The sequence below is a fragment of the Terrirubrum flagellatum genome (assembly GCF_022059845.1).
Taxonomy (GTDB): Bacteria; Pseudomonadota; Alphaproteobacteria; order Rhizobiales; family Beijerinckiaceae; genus Terrirubrum; species Terrirubrum flagellatum.
In genome coordinates this window covers 897,335-913,511 of the sequence record NZ_CP091851.1, presented here as the reverse complement: position 1 = coordinate 913,511, position 16,177 = coordinate 897,335, and the positions used below count along the sequence as shown (strand labels likewise).

Annotated in this window: 15 protein-coding genes; 4 read left to right on the top strand and 11 right to left on the bottom strand. The window is 63.2% G+C overall.

Annotated features, from left to right (window positions below):
• The first annotated feature begins 14 nt into the window (after positions 1-14).
• Positions 15-815 (top strand): MetQ/NlpA family ABC transporter substrate-binding protein, encoded by an 801-nt coding sequence (locus L8F45_RS04650; RefSeq protein WP_342361720.1) that lies wholly within the window; start codon positions 15-17, stop codon positions 813-815.
• A 21-nt stretch (positions 816-836) separates the two neighbouring features.
• On the opposite strand, the gene L8F45_RS04645 is transcribed toward L8F45_RS04650, so the two are convergent.
• The 11 genes from L8F45_RS04645 to L8F45_RS04595 all read right to left on the bottom strand — a co-directional run bounded on the left by L8F45_RS04645 (position 837) and on the right by L8F45_RS04595 (position 11,678).
• The gene (locus L8F45_RS04645; protein ID WP_342361719.1) at positions 837-1,340 is read right to left on the bottom strand and encodes a hypothetical protein; all 504 of its coding nucleotides are present in this window, start codon (positions 1,338-1,340) and stop codon (positions 837-839) included.
• Complete coding sequence (locus L8F45_RS04640; protein WP_342361718.1) at positions 1,340-1,927, bottom strand: response regulator; 588 nt, start codon at positions 1,925-1,927, stop codon at positions 1,340-1,342. Before L8F45_RS04640 ends, L8F45_RS04645 begins: the two co-directional genes overlap by 1 nt.
• Before the next feature lie 163 nt (positions 1,928-2,090).
• Positions 2,091-2,540: a hypothetical protein gene (locus tag L8F45_RS04635; protein WP_342361717.1), complete on the bottom strand. Its 450-nt coding sequence runs from the start codon at positions 2,538-2,540 to the stop codon at positions 2,091-2,093.
• A complete protein-coding gene (locus L8F45_RS04630) occupies positions 2,537-2,926 on the bottom strand; it encodes a response regulator (RefSeq protein WP_342361716.1) in 390 nt (129 codons plus the stop codon). The genes L8F45_RS04635 and L8F45_RS04630 overlap by 4 nt, the downstream gene beginning before the upstream one ends.
• A gap of 49 nt (positions 2,927-2,975) precedes the next feature.
• Entirely contained in the window at positions 2,976-5,189 is a 2,214-nt protein-coding gene (locus tag L8F45_RS04625; protein ID WP_342361715.1) for a chemotaxis protein CheA, read from the bottom strand.
• A 27-nt stretch (positions 5,190-5,216) separates the two neighbouring features.
• Positions 5,217-5,621 (bottom strand): response regulator, encoded by a 405-nt coding sequence (locus L8F45_RS04620; RefSeq protein ID WP_342363364.1) that lies wholly within the window; start codon positions 5,619-5,621, stop codon positions 5,217-5,219.
• A gap of 424 nt (positions 5,622-6,045) precedes the next feature.
• On the bottom strand, positions 6,046-7,101 hold the full coding sequence (locus L8F45_RS04615) for a protein-glutamate methylesterase/protein-glutamine glutaminase (protein ID WP_342361714.1): 1,056 nt from the start codon (positions 7,099-7,101) through the stop codon (positions 6,046-6,048).
• Positions 7,102-7,113: 12 nt separating this feature from the next.
• Positions 7,114-7,761, bottom strand: coding sequence for a chemoreceptor glutamine deamidase CheD (locus tag L8F45_RS04610; RefSeq protein ID WP_342361713.1), 648 nt, complete (start codon positions 7,759-7,761; stop codon positions 7,114-7,116).
• Positions 7,758-8,642 carry a CheR family methyltransferase gene (locus tag L8F45_RS04605; RefSeq protein ID WP_342361712.1) on the bottom strand — a complete coding sequence of 295 codons (885 nt, stop codon included), beginning with the start codon at positions 8,640-8,642 and terminating at the stop codon, positions 7,758-7,760. The genes L8F45_RS04610 and L8F45_RS04605 overlap by 4 nt, the downstream gene beginning before the upstream one ends.
• A gap of 2 nt (positions 8,643-8,644) precedes the next feature.
• Positions 8,645-11,023, bottom strand: a complete 2,379-nt coding sequence (locus L8F45_RS04600) for a methyl-accepting chemotaxis protein (RefSeq protein ID WP_342361711.1) — start codon at positions 11,021-11,023, stop codon at positions 8,645-8,647.
• A 73-nt stretch (positions 11,024-11,096) separates the two neighbouring features.
• The gene (locus L8F45_RS04595; RefSeq protein ID WP_342361710.1) at positions 11,097-11,678 is read right to left on the bottom strand and encodes a chemotaxis protein CheW; all 582 of its coding nucleotides are present in this window, start codon (positions 11,676-11,678) and stop codon (positions 11,097-11,099) included.
• 377 nt (positions 11,679-12,055) lie between these two features.
• Here L8F45_RS04595 and L8F45_RS04590 point away from each other — a divergent pair, with 377 nt between their 5' ends.
• From L8F45_RS04590 to L8F45_RS04580, 3 genes are all read left to right on the top strand, one after another.
• Complete coding sequence (locus L8F45_RS04590; protein WP_342361709.1) at positions 12,056-12,811, top strand: SDR family NAD(P)-dependent oxidoreductase; 756 nt, start codon at positions 12,056-12,058, stop codon at positions 12,809-12,811.
• A gap of 149 nt (positions 12,812-12,960) precedes the next feature.
• Positions 12,961-15,705: an ABC transporter transmembrane domain-containing protein gene (locus L8F45_RS04585; RefSeq protein WP_342361708.1), complete on the top strand. Its 2,745-nt coding sequence runs from the start codon at positions 12,961-12,963 to the stop codon at positions 15,703-15,705.
• Positions 15,702-16,154 (top strand): cyclic nucleotide-binding domain-containing protein, encoded by a 453-nt coding sequence (locus tag L8F45_RS04580; protein ID WP_342361707.1) that lies wholly within the window; start codon positions 15,702-15,704, stop codon positions 16,152-16,154. The genes L8F45_RS04585 and L8F45_RS04580 overlap by 4 nt, the downstream gene beginning before the upstream one ends.
• Positions 16,155-16,177: the final 23 nt, after the last annotated feature.

The window sequence follows — 16,177 nt, the reverse complement described above, 5'->3', positions numbered from 1 at the left end:
CAAGGAGCATCACCATGTCCACTTTTCTCTCACGCCGCCTGTCGCTGCTCGCGCTCGCCGGCGCAACAATATGCGCCATCGCGCCTGCATTTGCGCAGACGCAGGTGATCCGCATCGGCGTCAGTCCCGGTCCACATGCGCAGATCATCGAAGCGGTGAAGCCGATCGCGGCCAGGAAAGGGCTTGATCTCAAGGTCATCGAATTCAGCGACTATGTCGTGCCGAACCAGGCGCTCGACGCCGGCGAGATCGAGGCGAATTCCTTCCAGAACCAGCCCTATCTCGACAATCAGGTGAAGGATCGCGGCTACAAGATCGAAAGCGCCGGGCTCACGGTGAACTTTCCGCTTGGCATCTATTCGACAAAGCACAAATCATGGGCCGACGTGCCGAACGGCGCCACGATCGCGATCCAGAATGATCCGACCAATGGCGGCCGCTCCCTGCTTCTCCTGCAGGATAAGGGCGTCATCAAGCTGAAGCCGAATGTCGGCTTCAAGCCGACGGTCGCCGATATCGTCGAGAATCCGAAGAAGCTGAAGATCGTCGAGATCGACGCCGCGCAGACGCCACGTTCACTCGGAGACGTCGACGCCGCCGCGATCAACACCAACTACGCGGTCGAGGCCGGCATCAATCCAACCGATGCGATCCTGCGCGAAGATCCGAAAGGACCTTACGTCAATCTGATCGCTGTGCGCGCCGCCGACAAGGACAAGCCCTGGGTGAAGGCGCTGATCGAAGCCTATCACACGCCAGAGGTGAAAACCTTCGTCGAGCAGAAATTCAAGGGTTCGGTGCTCGCCGGCTGGTGATTGCCTAAAACGGAAGCGGCCCTACATCGTGGGGCCGCTGACCCGCTCCGCCATCTGTTTCAGACCGTCGATCAGATCGTGCAGATCTTCCGGCTTGAGATTACGGAATTTCTCCTGCCGCACGAGATTGAGCGCGTCGACATAGCAGGTGATCGTCTCGAGCCGGCACTCGGCGCCTTGCGCGATCCCTTCCAGCACCTTGTAGAGCAGGTCGGCGACGACGGTGACGAGCGCGAAGCCCATGGTGCCTGCGACGTCATGCAACTGGCGGCAATGGGTGGTCGCCGGTTCAAGCCAGACTGATTGCGGCTCGCCATGCTTGGCGCGCGCGATCGCATCAACCAGCGCCGCCATTTCCCGGGTCAGCCACTCGTCGAACGCCGGTTTCAGCTTGTCGACTTCGTTGGTCGCGGCGCGCAGCGCCTTCTCGCGCGGCACGCCGCCGCCGGGCATGCGCGCAAGCATGTGCAGTTGCGTTTCGACATAGAAGATGCGCGCTTCGGCTTTCTCGGGCGTTTTAGCCATCAGTCGCGTCCTTCACGCGCAGCCTTGAACAGGCTGTCGATATCATCTTGCTCAAGTGAGGGCCCCGCCTCCTCCGCCACCTCGACATTGCTGTCGGTTCGTCGCCGACCGACGCCGTTGGGATAACCCTCGATCTTGAAGCGCCGGTCGGGCCCAAAGTAGGTTTCGGTGTCGACATATTGTCGAGGACGCAGCGCCACCCAGCTCAGGCGGTCGTACAGCGCAGACGGCGACATCGGCTTCGCGATGACCATGTTGGCGCCGGCGTCGCGCGCCGCGTTCACGGTCACTTCGCGCGTGTCGCTCGCCATGATGAAGATCGGCATGATCCGGTTCTGGCTTTCCTTGTCGCACCGGATCGTGCGCGTCAGCGCGAAGCCCCCATCCACGGGAAGCTTCGCGTCGCAAAGCAGGATGTCGACGCGCCGCTGGCTCAGCGCCTGCAGCACCGCGATGGAGTTGCGCACTTCGAGCACATTGTTCGCGCCAAAGCCGCGCAGCATGCCATGCACCAGGGTCGACTGGAACGCATTGGCGTCTGCGACCACGATGTAGAGATCATGGAGCTTGAGCGACCCTTTGGCCATGTCAGCTTCAGCTCACCCCAACTTCGTCGCGCTCGACCGTGACGATCCAACGCGCGGCGACGGCGCGGAAAGACATGTCGACGGAGAGATCATGCAACGGCGGGCTTAACAAAACCGAAATTGCGCCGCATTCATTCGCCTGTCGCGGGCAAAGACAGCATTCCTAAAAGACGACCTCATCAAACATCGAAGGCTGCGCCAGTTCGATCTCGATCGACTCGAGATAGCGGTTGAAGCGCTGCTTGAGATCGGCGACCGTAATCGCGTCCATCGCCTTGCTGCTGTGGTGGAAAGTCCATTTTTCGCCGGAGCTGTTGTCGTTCGTCGCCGCCGCGAAATGCTTGGTCATGTCGGCCAGCGCGCGAAACTCCTGCTGCAGCCGATCGAACTGCTGCAGCGTGACAACGAGATTATGGTCCGGGCGCGAGCTCTGGCCGACAATGAATTCGCCGATTTTCGTCGAGGTGCGCTCAAGCTCTTCGACCGTCTCATTCATCAGAGTCGCAAGCGCGGTCAGGAACGACCCCGCGTCATTGCTGCGCCGCTCGGACGTCTCGCCCCCGGCTCCCTCACCCTCTCTGTTTTCGATTGGCGCCGCGGCGGCCGATGTCACGAAAGCTTCCCCAGAACCTGTTCGATCTTGCCCTTCAGCGAATCCGCAGTGAAGGGCTTCACGAGGTAATTGTTAACGCCGGCTTGCGCCGCCTTCACGACCAGCTCGCGATCGCCGCGCCCCGTGAGCAGGATGAAGGGCAGCCGCCTCGCGGTCGGATGGGCGCGCACCGCGCGGAGCAGCGCCAGCCCATCCATCTCGGGCATGTTGAAATCCGAGATGATGAGATCGAGCGGTTGCACGCCCGCGATTTCAAGAGCTTCCTTGCCGTTCTCGGACTCATAGACATGCTTGATTCCGATCTCCTCCAGCGTCAGGCGCGCCACTTGCCGCACGCTGTTTTGATCGTCGACGATGAGGACTTTCAGGGCCTGAGCGAGCGGCATGATCTGATCTCCTGAATATCGTTAGCGCCCGGCCGGCGTGATGCGCGCTTCAGTGCAACGCCGCGCCGGAGACAAATTTCATACGCGCTCCAGGCATGTCGCGCAGAGGCGAGAAGCCTTCCGCCGCGAGTTCCTGAAGCTTTTCCGTGTCGAGAATGAACGCCACACGGCCATTGCCGAGGATGGTCGCAGCCGCGATGCCAGGCACCGCGCCATAACTGTCCTCGATGCTCTTGATCACGACCTGCTGGTGGCCGAGCAGTTCATCGACCACGAGCCCGAGCCGCGATCCCTCGCCCGCCTCGGTGATGATCACCACGCCGTCGGCGAGATCCTTGCCGCCGACACCGCTTTCGGACAGCAACTCGCCGAGATGGACGAGCGGCACCAACTCGCCGCGCAATTGCAACATGCCGCGCGTGCCGAGCAGCGCATGCACGTCTTTCCGCGACGGCCGCAGACATTCGACGATGGTCGACATCGGCGTCACATAGGTTTCCTGGCCGACCTTGATCACCATTCCGTCCATGACCGCAAGGGTCAATGGCAGGGCGAACTGAATCGTCATGCCCTTGCCGCGCTGCGAGTTCAGGAAGATGCGGCCGCCGAGGTCCTGAATATTGCTGCGCACGACATCCATGCCGACGCCGCGGCCGGAAATGTCGGACACCGCCTCCGCCGTCGAAAAGCCCGGCAGGAAGATCAGGTTGCTGATCTCGTCCTCGCTGAGCTGCGCGTCGGGATCGACAAGGCCGCGCTCGCGCGCGCGCTTCAGCACGCGCTCGGTGTTGATGCCGCCGCCATCGTCGCGGATCTCAATCACGATGCGGCCGCCGCGATGATTGGCGGAGAGGCGGATCGTGCCTTCCTCATTCTTGCCGGCAGCGATGCGCGCTTCCGGCGTCTCGATGCCATGATCGACCGAGTTGCGAATGATATGGGTCAAAGGATCGCTCAGGCGTTCGATGATCGTGCGATCGACCTCCGTGCCCTCGCCAACCATCTCGAGCTTCACCTTCTTGCCGGTCTTCTGCGAGAGTTCGCGCACGAGCCGCGGCATGCGCTGGAAGACAGCGCGCACCGGCTGCGCGCGCATCGACATGACGCTGTCCTTCAGCTCGCGCGTGTGATGGATGACTTCTTCGAGGATTTGCGACAATTGCCCGCGCGATTCCTCGGGCAACCCTTGCGCCACCTGCCCCAGCATGGCCTGCGCGATGACAAGCTCGCCGACCATGTTCACGACGCGATCAATCTTGTCGAGATCGACGCGCGCCGTGGTCGCCGCAGGCGTTCCGCCGCCACCGCCGCTGCGCGGCTCCGGCGCTGATTCAGCCGTCGATGCGGGGCTGTCGGCCGCTTTCGGCGCCGCAGGCTGTTTCGCCGCGGCGCTCGCGATTGTTTCGATCGGGGCGGCGACGGCCGCCGGCGTCGGCTCCATCGCCATCGCCGGCATCGGCTCGGGCGTTTCAACCGGCGTCTCGATCGGTTCGATCGTCAGATCGCAATCATCGACGACGAATTCGAACACGCTTTCGATATCGGTTTTCGAGGCTGCGCCGCGCAGCACGCCGCGCCAACTCACATAAGGCTGGTCGGGCTGGAGATCGCGCAGATTCGGCAGGGCGTCCGTCTCCGCCGTCAGTTCGAGCTCGCCGAGCTTTCCGAGTTCGCGAAGGATGAGCAACGGCTCATTCGCATTCTGCAGCATGCCGGGCTTCGGCCTGAAGGTGATCGCGTAACCGCTGCTCGCATCGCCGAAACTGTCAGCGCGCACCGGAGTGAAATCGATGCCTTCCATGTCGTCGACCGCGACCGGCGTGAAATCGATGCCCTCCATGCCGTCGTCATCAGCCGCGGGCGCATCGCCCTCGCCGCCGTCCTTCGTCAACCTTTCCAGCGCGACGCGGCATTCCTGTCCGTAGTCCGCCGGCGGCTTCGTTCCGGATCGCGCCATGCCGACGAGATCGGCGAGCACATCGCCTGCCGTCAGGAACACCGACACGACAGGCGAGGTCGCCGCGAGGTCGCCGCGCCGCACAAGGTCGAGCACTGTCTCGAAGACGTGGGCGAAATTCACCAGCCCCTGAAAGCCGAAGATGCCCGCGCCGCCTTTGACTGAATGCACTGCGCGGAACACCGCGTTGACAGTGTCGGCCGTGCCGGCGCCGTCCTGCATGTCGGTCAGGCCGGACTCCATGTCCTGCAGCAGTTCCGAACATTCATCGAAGAATGTCAGTTTGAGTTCGTCGAGGCTCGCCATGAGTGGTGTTCCTTGAAGCGCGGCCGGTCAGGGAGAAACCTTGCGAACTGTCGCAAGCAGACGATCGGGATCGAATGGTTTGACCATCCAGCCGGTGGCGCCGGCGCTACGCGCGAGCGTGCGCTTTTCAGCATCGCTCTCGGTGGTCAGAACGAGGATGGGCGTACGTTTGTGCACGGGATTGTCGCGCAACCGGCGGATGACCTCATAGCCATCCATGATCGGCATATTGATGTCGGTAATGACGACATCGACCGGCGTGTCGCCGAGAACGTTGAGGCCATCTTGGCCGTCGACGCCCTGCAGCACCTCGAAGCCGGCGTCGGCGAGCGTGAACATCAGCATGTCGCGCATCGTCTTGGAGTCATCGATCGTCAGGATGCGCTTCGGTCCGGCCGCGGCGGGAGCCGTCTCCGGCTGCGGCTCTTCCATCGCGGGCGCCGCGGCGGCAGGTTCGCTCACGATCGTCGCCGCAGACGCCGCCTTCTGCTGTTCCTCGATGGCGATGTGATGGAAATCCGCGCGATCTTCCTGCCAGTCCATCGCGAGATCGTTGAACGCGCTGAGGAACGCGTCGGAGGGATCATCGATGAAGATGTTCGGCCGGGTGCGGCGCGCGGCGACGATGATTTGCGCGCAGGGAAGCGTCAGCATCTCGACGGCGGATGCGTCGACGTGCAGATCGCCTTCGGCGGCGAGCTCTTCTCTGAACTGGCGCAACAGCCCGTCCGCCGCGGCGAGATCGAGCATCGCCGCGAGTTTGATGGTCTTTCCGTCAGTCGCCGTCATCGCAACCATCCATGTCCGTCCAGGAGTTCCGGCTCGGGCCGGCGTCCCACCCCGACTCTCAAATCACTCAAGCCTTCGCCGCCATACGCGATTCAGGTTCGCAGGCGCGGATGATGGCGTCGGCCATCTGCGTCAGCGAATGTTGCTTCATCACCGCGCCGCGCTCGAAAGCGACGCGCGGCATGCCGTAGATCAGCGCAGATTCTTCATCCTGGCCGAGCGTGATCGCGCCGGCCTGCCGCAGTTCGAGCATCCCTTCGGCGCCATCCTTGCCCATGCCCGTCAGAATGACGCCGATGCAGGCTTGCGGCGCGATGCGCGCTGCGGAGCGGAAGAGCACGTCGACCGAGGGCCGATGGCCGGACACCGGCGGCGACAGATTGAGCGAGCAGGCGAAACGCCCGCCGATCCGCGTCAATTCGAGATGGTGCGAACCCGGCGCGATATAGGCGTGGCCCGGCTCGATGAATTCCTCATGCACGGCTTCCGACACCTCCATCGGACATTCGCGATTGAGTCGCTGGGCGAACGCCGTGGTGAAGCGCGGCGGCATGTGCTGCGTGATCACGATCGGCGGACAATCCGACGGCAATCCCATCAGCACCACCTTCAGCGCCTCGACGCCGCCCGTCGATGCGCCGATGACGATGATCTTGCCGGTCGAACGGTTAAGCATCGTCCGGCGGGGCGCTGGCGGCGGGGCCGCGCGTCGCACGCCGACGCGCATGCGGGCCGCAGCCTTCACCTTCGCCTGCAGTTCTCCCGCAAGCGAATTCATCGCCGCGGAGATGTCCGATGTTGGTTTGGCGACGAAATCGACGGCCCCCGCATCGAGGGCCTCCAGCGTGATTTCCGCGCCCGCCTGCGTCAGCGTCGAGATCATCACCACCGGCATCGGCCGGAGCGCCATGATCTTGCGCAGGAAGGTGACGCCGTCCATGTGCGGCATCTCGATGTCGAGCGTCAGGACATCGGGATTGAGCTCCTTGATCTTCTCTCGCGCGACCATGGGGTCGGGCGCCGTGCCCACGACCTCAATCGCAGGGTCAGCCGAGAGAAGCGTCGACAGAAGCTGCCGCATGAGAGCGGAGTCGTCGACGATGAGCACGCGCGTAGCTGACATTCCGTCCTCCGCCTACTCAAACAATTCAATGTCGCCGGACGTCTTGTGAGTGACGAGCCGCTTGGCGTATTCGGTTTCCTCGCGCGCCACGCCGGACGTCTCACCGGTGCCGAGCAGCTTGCGCACCACACGCCCGGTCAGCGGGTGATACTGGATGCGTCGGGGAAACCGGCCTTCGAGATCCTGCGCGGCGCAGTTCAAGCCTTCGGCCTTGAGATAGCGGAGCACGAACTCTGCATTCTTGGTGCCGACCTGACTGCTGCTTTCGATGACGTTGCCGCCGCCGAACACCTTGATCTCGAGAGAAGAGCGTGAACAACCCATCTTGAGCAGCTCATTGATGAGCTTCTCCATGGCGAAGTTGCCGAAGCGTGTGGAATTCTGTTCGTCGCCCCACGAGCCCGTCGCGCCCTGCGGCAGCATGAAATGATTCATGCCGCCGATGCCCCGGACGGGATCGCGGATGCAGGCCGACACGCATGAGCCGAGGATGGTCACGAGAACTTCCTCCGGCATCGAGGTCACATGATATTCGCCGGGCAGCACCTTGACCATCCAGGCGCCGCTGGAGGCGTCGTAAAATCGATGATTGCCGCCGGCGCGAATGCCGTCGCCGTCGCCATTGGATTGTGGGCGTCTGAGAGGCGCTGCGTTGATCAAGCGTCTCTCCGATAAATCGTGCGGCCGACCGAGCGCAGGCCGGGATGCGAACCGATCAGCGACTCCGAATGGCCGATATAGAGCCAGCCGCCGGGCTTGAGCTGCATCATGAAGCGATCGACGAGCGCGGCCTTCGTCGGCGCATCGAAATAAATCATCACATTGCGACAGAAGATCGCGTCGAACAGACCCTTGAACGGCCAAGGGCCAAGAAGGTTGAGGCGGCGAAAGGCGATCAGCGAGCGCAGCGCATCATCGAGAATGATTCCGGACGATTTCGAATTGCGCCCGCCTTCGAAATAGCGCCGGTAAGCTTCCGGAATCTCGTCGATCGACCGCGACTGATAATCGCCGGTCATAGCCCGCTTGAGAATATCGGTATCAATGTCGGTCGCGAGGATGCGCACATCCTTCTGCTCGACGTCGGGAATATCGCGCTTGAGGACCGCGGCGATCGTGTAGGGCTCCTCGCCGCTCGAACATCCGGCGGACCAGATGCGCAGCTTGTGATCGAGCCGGTTGCGTCCGGCCTGGCCAAAGGGAGCCGCAACGTGATCGCGCAGATGATCGAAATGATGCGACTCGCGGAAAAACTTCGTGTGGTTCGTGGAGATCGAGTTGATGAAGCTTTCGATCTCGTGTTCGTTTTCCGCGAGATAATCGCGATACTCGGCGAAGGAGCTCAGCCGAAGCGAGCGCAGCCGGCGCGAAAGGCGGCCATAGACGAGATTGCGCTTGCTGTCGCCAAGCACGATGCCTGTCTGCTCATAGGCGAGCTTCGACAGATACTGGAAGTCCGCGCCGGAGAAGACGAATTCCCGGCCTGCAGCCGCCGCATCCTCATCGATGGCTGCTGTCGCCGTGCGACGATTGAGCGCCATCCCTAGAACTCCTGCCACTCTGAGTCATTGTTGAAGGCGGTCGCGACCGCCGCCTGCATGCGCGCAACCGGGCTGCGGGTCGCAGCGCCAGCCGGCCGTTGCGGCGCGGGCCGTGCGGATTTCACCGCCGGCGCCGCTCGCTTCACCGCCGGCGCGGCTGTCGCAGCGCCTTCCACGCGGAAGTAGCTCACGCGCTCATCCATCGCCTTGGCCTGGCTCTCCAGCGTCTTCGCCGTCGCCGCATTCTGTTCGACCAGCGCCGAATTCTGCTGCGTCGCCTCATCCATTTGCTGCAGCGCCTTGTTGACCTCAGCGACGCCGACCGACTGTTCGGCGCTGGCCGACGCGATATCGGCGACGACGCTTGCGACGCTCTTGATCGAGGCGACAATCTCGGCGAGCGAGGCGCCAGCGCGATTCACGAGATCAACGCCATCTTTCACCTGACCGCCGCTGGAAACGATGAGTTCCTTGATGTCCTTCGCCGCCTGCGACGAGCGTTGCGCGAGCGAGCGAACTTCCGAAGCGACGACCGCGAAGCCGCGGCCGGCTTCGCCAGCGCGCGCCGCCTCGACCGCGGCGTTGAGCGCGAGCAAATTGGTCTGACGCGCAATCTCGTCGATGACGCCGATAATGTCGGAGATTTTACGAGAAGACTCTTCGATGCGCGCCATGGCCTGCACGGCTTCGGCCACGACTTCGCCGCCGCGCTGCGCAACTTGCTGCGTCGTCACCGCAGATTGATTGGCCGTCTGCGCATTTTCGGCGTTCTTTCTCACCGTCGCCGCGATCTCTTCCATCGATGCTGAAGTCTGTTCGAGGCTGGCGGCCTGCTCTTCCGTACGCTGGGAGAGATCAGTCGTGCTGGCCGAGATTTCCGCCGAAGCGTTCGAGACTTCCACCGTCGAAGCCTTGATGGCGGCGAGCGCTTCGCTCATCTGCGTGGCCATCGCGTTGAAGTTGTCGCGAATCTCCTGGTAGGCCTGCGGAAATTCAGACGTCAGCCGGAAGGTCAGGTCGCCTTCCGACAGCCGCGAGAGCCCATCACCGAGCGCCTGCATCGCATGGCCCTGCTCTTCGGCCGCCCGCATACGCTCTTCCGCGACGAGCGCCTGCGCATCCGCGTCGGCCTTCGCAGCCTGGGCGTGTCGTTCGGTTTCCTCCTGCTGACGTCGAAGCGCGAGCTCCGCCTCCTCACGCGATTTTTCGACAGCAAGCACCTTGAAGCGCTCGACCGAATTCGCGACGTCGCCGATCTCGTCCTTGCGATTGAGGCCCGGCAACACGACGTCGAAGTCACCCTGGGCGACTTTCTGCATCGCCGCCTGGATTTGCCTCAACGGCGCGGTCACGCGACGCGACACCATCAAGAGAATGCCGAAGCCGACGATGAGCGCGGCGACCACAAAGCCAAGCTGCCACAGGAAAGCGGTCATGGCCTCGGCGCTCTGCCGCCCCGCATGCTCCTTCGCCGCTTCGAGCGCCGCATCGGCGACTCCCAGCAGAGAGCCAAGACGCGGGACCACGTAAGGCGCCCATTGGTCTTCGGTCATTTCCATTTTCTGACCGGCCGCGGTCGCGGCGATCATGCGCTGCCGGAGATCGACGAAGTCCTGAGCGAAGTTGTCGCGCTTCGCCTTCTCCATGGCCTGCGCGAAGGACGACGGCAGGGGGAGGTCGGACGAGATGCCCTCAACCGCGCTCCACGCGATCTCGAATTTGCCGAGATTTCCCTGATAGATCGCCATCAGATTCGGCGGCGGCGTCTTGCCTGCGTAAGTGGTGACAAGCACGGAAGCGTCGCCCGCCGTGTTGCGGGCGATCCAGGCGAACTGCTTGATCTCCATGAGCTGGTCGATGAAGGCGTCATCGCGCTTGATCAGGCGCGTCAGGCGCAGCGACAGCTTGTCGATCGTCTCGAGCACGGCGCTCGTATGCGCGAAATATTCCTCTTTCAGGCCAGCCCGGCGCTCCGACTTCGGCCTCATCAGCGCCGCGGCCGATTCTTCCTGCAGCGCAGCGAGTTTGCGCACCGCCTGATCAAGCGAGGCGATGGCGCTGTCGCGCTCCACGAAATCGATGGTCGACAATCCGGCGATCGCCGATTTCAAGGCCGGCATCTCGGCGGCGCGCGGGCCCGTGATCTGCGGGTTGAGCGTCGTAAACGGCTTTTCGGCGTCGATGTCGCGATTGGTGATCGCACGGTCCACGCGCAGGTTGTGCAACGCCGTGAACATGCTGGTGGTCACGCCGACGACGGCCGAGATACGGCTCTCGGAGACGTACCGGCTCCAGGATTGGCGCGCGTCGTTCGCCAGCAGGATGATCACGCCGGCGACAAGCGCCAGAATGACGCTCTTGAGAATCGTGTTTATCGACATTCTGTTGATCACGAGGTCCCCCCGGACTTTCGGCTCACAGATATTTCCCGGCGCCGTCAGGCCGCTTGATGGATCAGGCTGCGCGACGCTGCACCGGCGCGCCGGCCTTCGAGGCGGCGCCGTTCAGCGCCTCCTCGTCGCCGAACTTCGCGGACAGAAGGTTCGGCAGATCGATCAGCGCGATCATCGCGTCGTCGACGGTGACGAGACCTGACAGGAATTCGACGCGCTGCGACTGGGCCATCTTTGGCACGGGCTGAATCTGCGAGGCGTCGAGCGAAACGATGTCGAGCACGCGATCGGCGAGCAGTCCCACCTGGCGCGTCCCGATCTGGACGATGATGACGATGTGCAGAGAAGTCGCCTGAGTCAGCCCCTGGGCGAACCGGCAGCGGAGATCGATGATCGGCACGATGACGCCGCGCAGGTTGAGCACGCCGCGAACATACTCGGGTTGTTTGGGCAGGTGGGTGATTTCCGACCAGCCCTTGATCTCACGGACCGACATGATGTCGACGCCATATTGCTCGTCGCCGATCGCGAAGCTGATGAGCTGCATCGGCGCCGCGGCGATGCGGCCATCCTCGATCAGGCTGCGGCCGACCCCCTCGGTCTGCCCTCCCAGACCGGCGGTTGAAGCGACTGGCTGACTCATGATGCCCCGTTGCCCCTCAAGATAAGCCCCTACGCGCCCATCATTTCGACGACAGTCATTCGGACGTCGCCATCGCGCGAGGCGCGGCGCACACGAAGCAACGAAGACGGAGCACGCGTTAACCGTGAAATTAGCCCGGCAGCACTTGCAATTTAGTTAACCCATAATCTTAGGTTCAAACTCGGCCGCGGCTCGGCCTGAAATCGGCTAAATAATTGCAATCACTGCCCTAAATTTGTCTGTAGCGCTTCTTCCCAAGCGTAAATCGGGCGCCGTCGGCGAAAGCCGCCGCGGTCGCGCGCGCCCGCGTTCTGGAAGGTGACGGGCCGGCAGGTTCCCGTTAGACGGGAGCGGACGGTGCAACGGAGAGCGTCACGGTGAAAGTTCTGAAGGATCGCTTCGCGGGGCGCGGCGCCGTCATCACCGGAGGCGCGTCGGGCATCGGTTTCGGCGTCGCCGAGCGCCTCGCTGCGGAAGGCGCCAGGGTGGCGCTGTGGGATCGCGACGCGAAGGCCCTCGACGTCGCGGCGGGCAAGATCGGCGCGGCCGCCAGTGTGGTCGAACTGGATATCTCCGATGCGGACGCAGTCATGCGCGCCGCCGAAAAGAGCGCTGCGGCGCTGGGCAAAATCGACATCCTCGTCGCCAGCGCCGGGATCACCGGCCCCAACACGACCGTCGCTGACTATCCGGTCGAGGAGTGGAAGCGCGTCATCGATATCAATCTGAACGGCCTCTTCTACTGCAATCGCGCAGTGATTCCCCACATGAAAGCGAATGGCGGCTATGGCCGCATCGTCAACATCGCCTCGATCGCCGGCAAGGAGGGCAATCCGAACGCGTCCGCCTACAGTGCCTCGAAGGCGGCGGTCATCGGCCTGACGAAGTCGCTCGGCAAGGAGCTCGCGACGACCGACATCCGGGTCAACTGCGTCACGCCCGCGGCGGTCAGAACGCCGATCTTCGACCAGATGAGCCAGGCTCATATCGATTTCATGCTGTCCAAGATCCCGGTCGGCCGCTTTGGCGCCGTCGACGAGATCACGGCGCTGGTCTGCTGGCTGGCGAGCGAGGAAGCGTCCTTCTCCACGGGCGCGGTGTTCGATGCGTCCGGCGGCCGGGCGACCTACTGAGATATTTCCGACCCGCTGCCGCGTCGCGGCCAGCCGCCCTCCCGGACCGCCGTCCCGGCGCTTATATGCTGGCTAAGCCCCTGTCTTTGCCGCAGGGTCTCGCTCGTTTAGTCTGACGGCCCCGCCTCCGGGGCGGATCGGAAAGGACTGTGGAGACCAAATTCTTCCAATATGCATGGCGTCACAGCCGCCGCGACCAGATCATCGCGCTGCTGCTGGTCCTTGCCTCGCTGCCCTTCTACTGGTGGTCGCTCGAAATTCCGAAAAGCATCGTGAACGACGCGATCCAGGGCCGCGCCTTCCGGGCTGACCAGCCGGAAGCGCGCCTGTTCCACTATGTCCTGTCCTTGCCCGAGTTTCTTGGCGGCCACAGCTTCGTCATCTCCGACGGCGTGATGCTGAAGCAGGTGCCGTATCTCTTCGCGCTCAGCTTCCTGTTCCTTGCCCTGGTGCTCATCAACGGCGCTTTCAAATATGTCGTCAACACGCAGAAGGGCGTGCTCGGCGAGCGCATGCTGCGGCGCCTGCGCTTTGAGCTTTTCACGCGCGTGATGCGATTCGAGCCGGAGGACGTGCGCGCGACGAAGTCGGCGGAAGTCGCCAGCATGATCAAGGACGAGGTCGAGCCGATCGGCGGCTTCTTCGGCGAGGCCTTCATCACGCCGACCTTCCTCGCGACGCAAGCGGTGACGGCGCTCGCCTTCATCCTGATCCAGAATCCCTGGCTCGGAGCAGTGGCGCTCGCTGTGATATCAACGCAGGCATTCGTCATTCCGCGCCTGCGCCGGGAGCAGATCAGGCTTGGCCGCGAGCAGCAGGTCGAGTCGCGCAGGCTCGCGGGGCGCATCGGCGAAATGGTCGACTCCGCCCCGGCCCTTCACATCTACGGCGTCGGCGGCTTCAGCCGCGCCGAGATCGGTGAGCGGCTCGGCGTTCTCTTCCATATCAGACTGCTGCTCTATCGCCGCAAGTTCGCCGTCAAATATCTCAACAACCTGCTCGCGCAGGTGACGCCCTTCGTCTTCTACACGCTCGGCGGCTACCTCGCGCTGAAGGGCCGACTCGACATCGGCCAGCTCGTCGCCATCATCGCCGCCTATCGCGATCTCCCCTCGCCGATCAAGGAGCTGATCGACTGGGATCAGCAGCGCGCCGACGTGAAGGTGAAATATGAACAGGTGGTCTCGCAATTCTCGCGCGACACGCTCGTTGTCGAGGATGGCAAGCAGAAGATCGAGATTCCGGCGGCCGCGCCCTTCACGCTAATTGGACTGCAGGTCGCGGATCGTCGCGGCGTGGTTCAGCTCGACCGCCTGTCGCTCACCATCGATCGTCCAAGTCATGTCGCGCTTGTCGGCCCGCCCGGCTCCGGCCGCGATATTATTCCGCGCGTGCTCGGCCGGCAGATCGCCGAATATCAGGGCTCCGCGACGATCGGCGGACATGAGCTCAACAAGCTTCCGGACGATGCGGCGAGCCGCGTGATCATCTACGCCGGCGGCGACCCTTTCATCATGTCGGGGACCATCCGGGAGAATATCTGCTTCGCGCTGCAACTCACCCCGCCTCCGCCCGAGCCCACGGATCCCGCAGATGTCGAAGCGTGGCGCGGCTATCGCGAGGCGCGGAGCACCGGAAATCCGACCGTATCGCCGCGCGCCGACTGGATCGACTATCAGCTTGTCGGCGCGAACGGGCCTGATGACCTCGATCGCGTCATCGTCGCCGCGCTCAGGCTGGTGCGCGGCTATGACAGCATTTTCCAGCTTGGCGTCTCCGGCCGGCTTGGAACCCATATCGATCCGAAAATCGCCGAGCGCCTCGTCGCCGCGCGCGGTGTGATCCGGGAGCGGCTTGCCGACTATGGGCTCGAAAGCCTCGTCGAGCAGTACCATCCTGACCGTTTCAATATGAGCGCATCGCTTGGCGAGAATTTCGTCTTCGGCGTGCCGACCGGACAGCGCAACGGCGTCGCGAGCCTGTCGAAGATTCCCTACATCCGGTCGATCCTCGAAGCTGAATCGCTGACCGAGCCGCTGCTCTCGATCGGCCTCAAGATGGTGGAGACCGTGGCTGAAGTGCTGAGCGATCTCCCGCCGGGCCATCCGTTCTTTGAGCGCTATTCCTTCATCGCGCCGACGGAGATCGAAGAGATCATGCGCGCGCTCGAAGGCGGCCGCATGCAAGGGAAAACGCGCAAGCTTCCAATCGAGCTGCGCCATCGCCTCATCGGCTTCGCGCTGAGCTATGTCGAGCCGCGCCACCGTCTTGATCTCGTCGATGAAACGTTGAAATCGCGCATTCTCCGCGCCCGCCGCAGCTTCCGCAAATTCCTGCCGAGCGTCGCCGCGGAGCGGCTTGAATTCTACAATCCGGAGAAGGCGATCGCCGCAGCGTCGATCAGCGAGAATCTCCTGTTCGGACGTATCGCATATGGCGCCGCGGGCGCTAATGAGAAGGTGTCGCGCATCATCGACGAAGTGATCCGCGAGCAGGATCTCGAAGCCTTCATTCTGCGGCAAGGTCTCGACTATGAGGCAGGCCCGGGCGGCAGGCTCCTGTCGGCCCAGCAGCGCACCATCATCCACCTCGTGCGCGCGGTGCTGCGCCGGCCTGACGTGCTCATCCTCGACTCTGCGCTCGTCGGGCTCGCGCCCTATGACGCCGAGCAGGTTCTGGAATCCATCAGGCAGAAGATGGCGGGCCGGACGCTGATCGCGACCTTCCCGGACCGTAATGGATCGGACGCATTCGACCGCGTCATCGCGTTCGAGGGCGCGCGCGTCATCGAGGACCGGGTGACGGCGAGATCGGCAGGGAAAGCGCCCGTTGTCGAGTTGGTCAAATCCGATACAGTCGGAAGTCGCGGGCGGTTGGCGGAGGTAGGGCGATGACCATCGAGACGGAGGTGAAAACTCTCCGAAAACTCCAGATGTTCAACAATCTTGACGTCGCCAAGCTCAAATTGGTGGCGATGATCAGCGACCGGGTGACTTTCCACGCCGGCGAAGCGATTTTCCGCCGTGGCGACGCGCCCGAGGCGGCTTATATCGTGCTCGACGGCTCGGTCAGGATCATGAAGGATGGCGACCATCCCGAAGGCGGCTTCGAAAAATCCGGCGTGATGCTGCTGGGCGAGGTCGGCATCCTGTGCGGCCGTCGCCGCTCGATCACCATCATTGCGACCTCGACCGTGACGGCGCTGCGCATTGAGCGCGAGGATTTCACCCGCCTGATCCGCGAAACACCGGAATTTGCGCTCGCCGTGATGCATCAGCTTGCGGAACAGCTTGACGTCGGAACCCAATTCGTCACCGAGCATATGGCCCAGATGGCCAGGTGACCGGGTTCCAAGAGTCGAGTTGA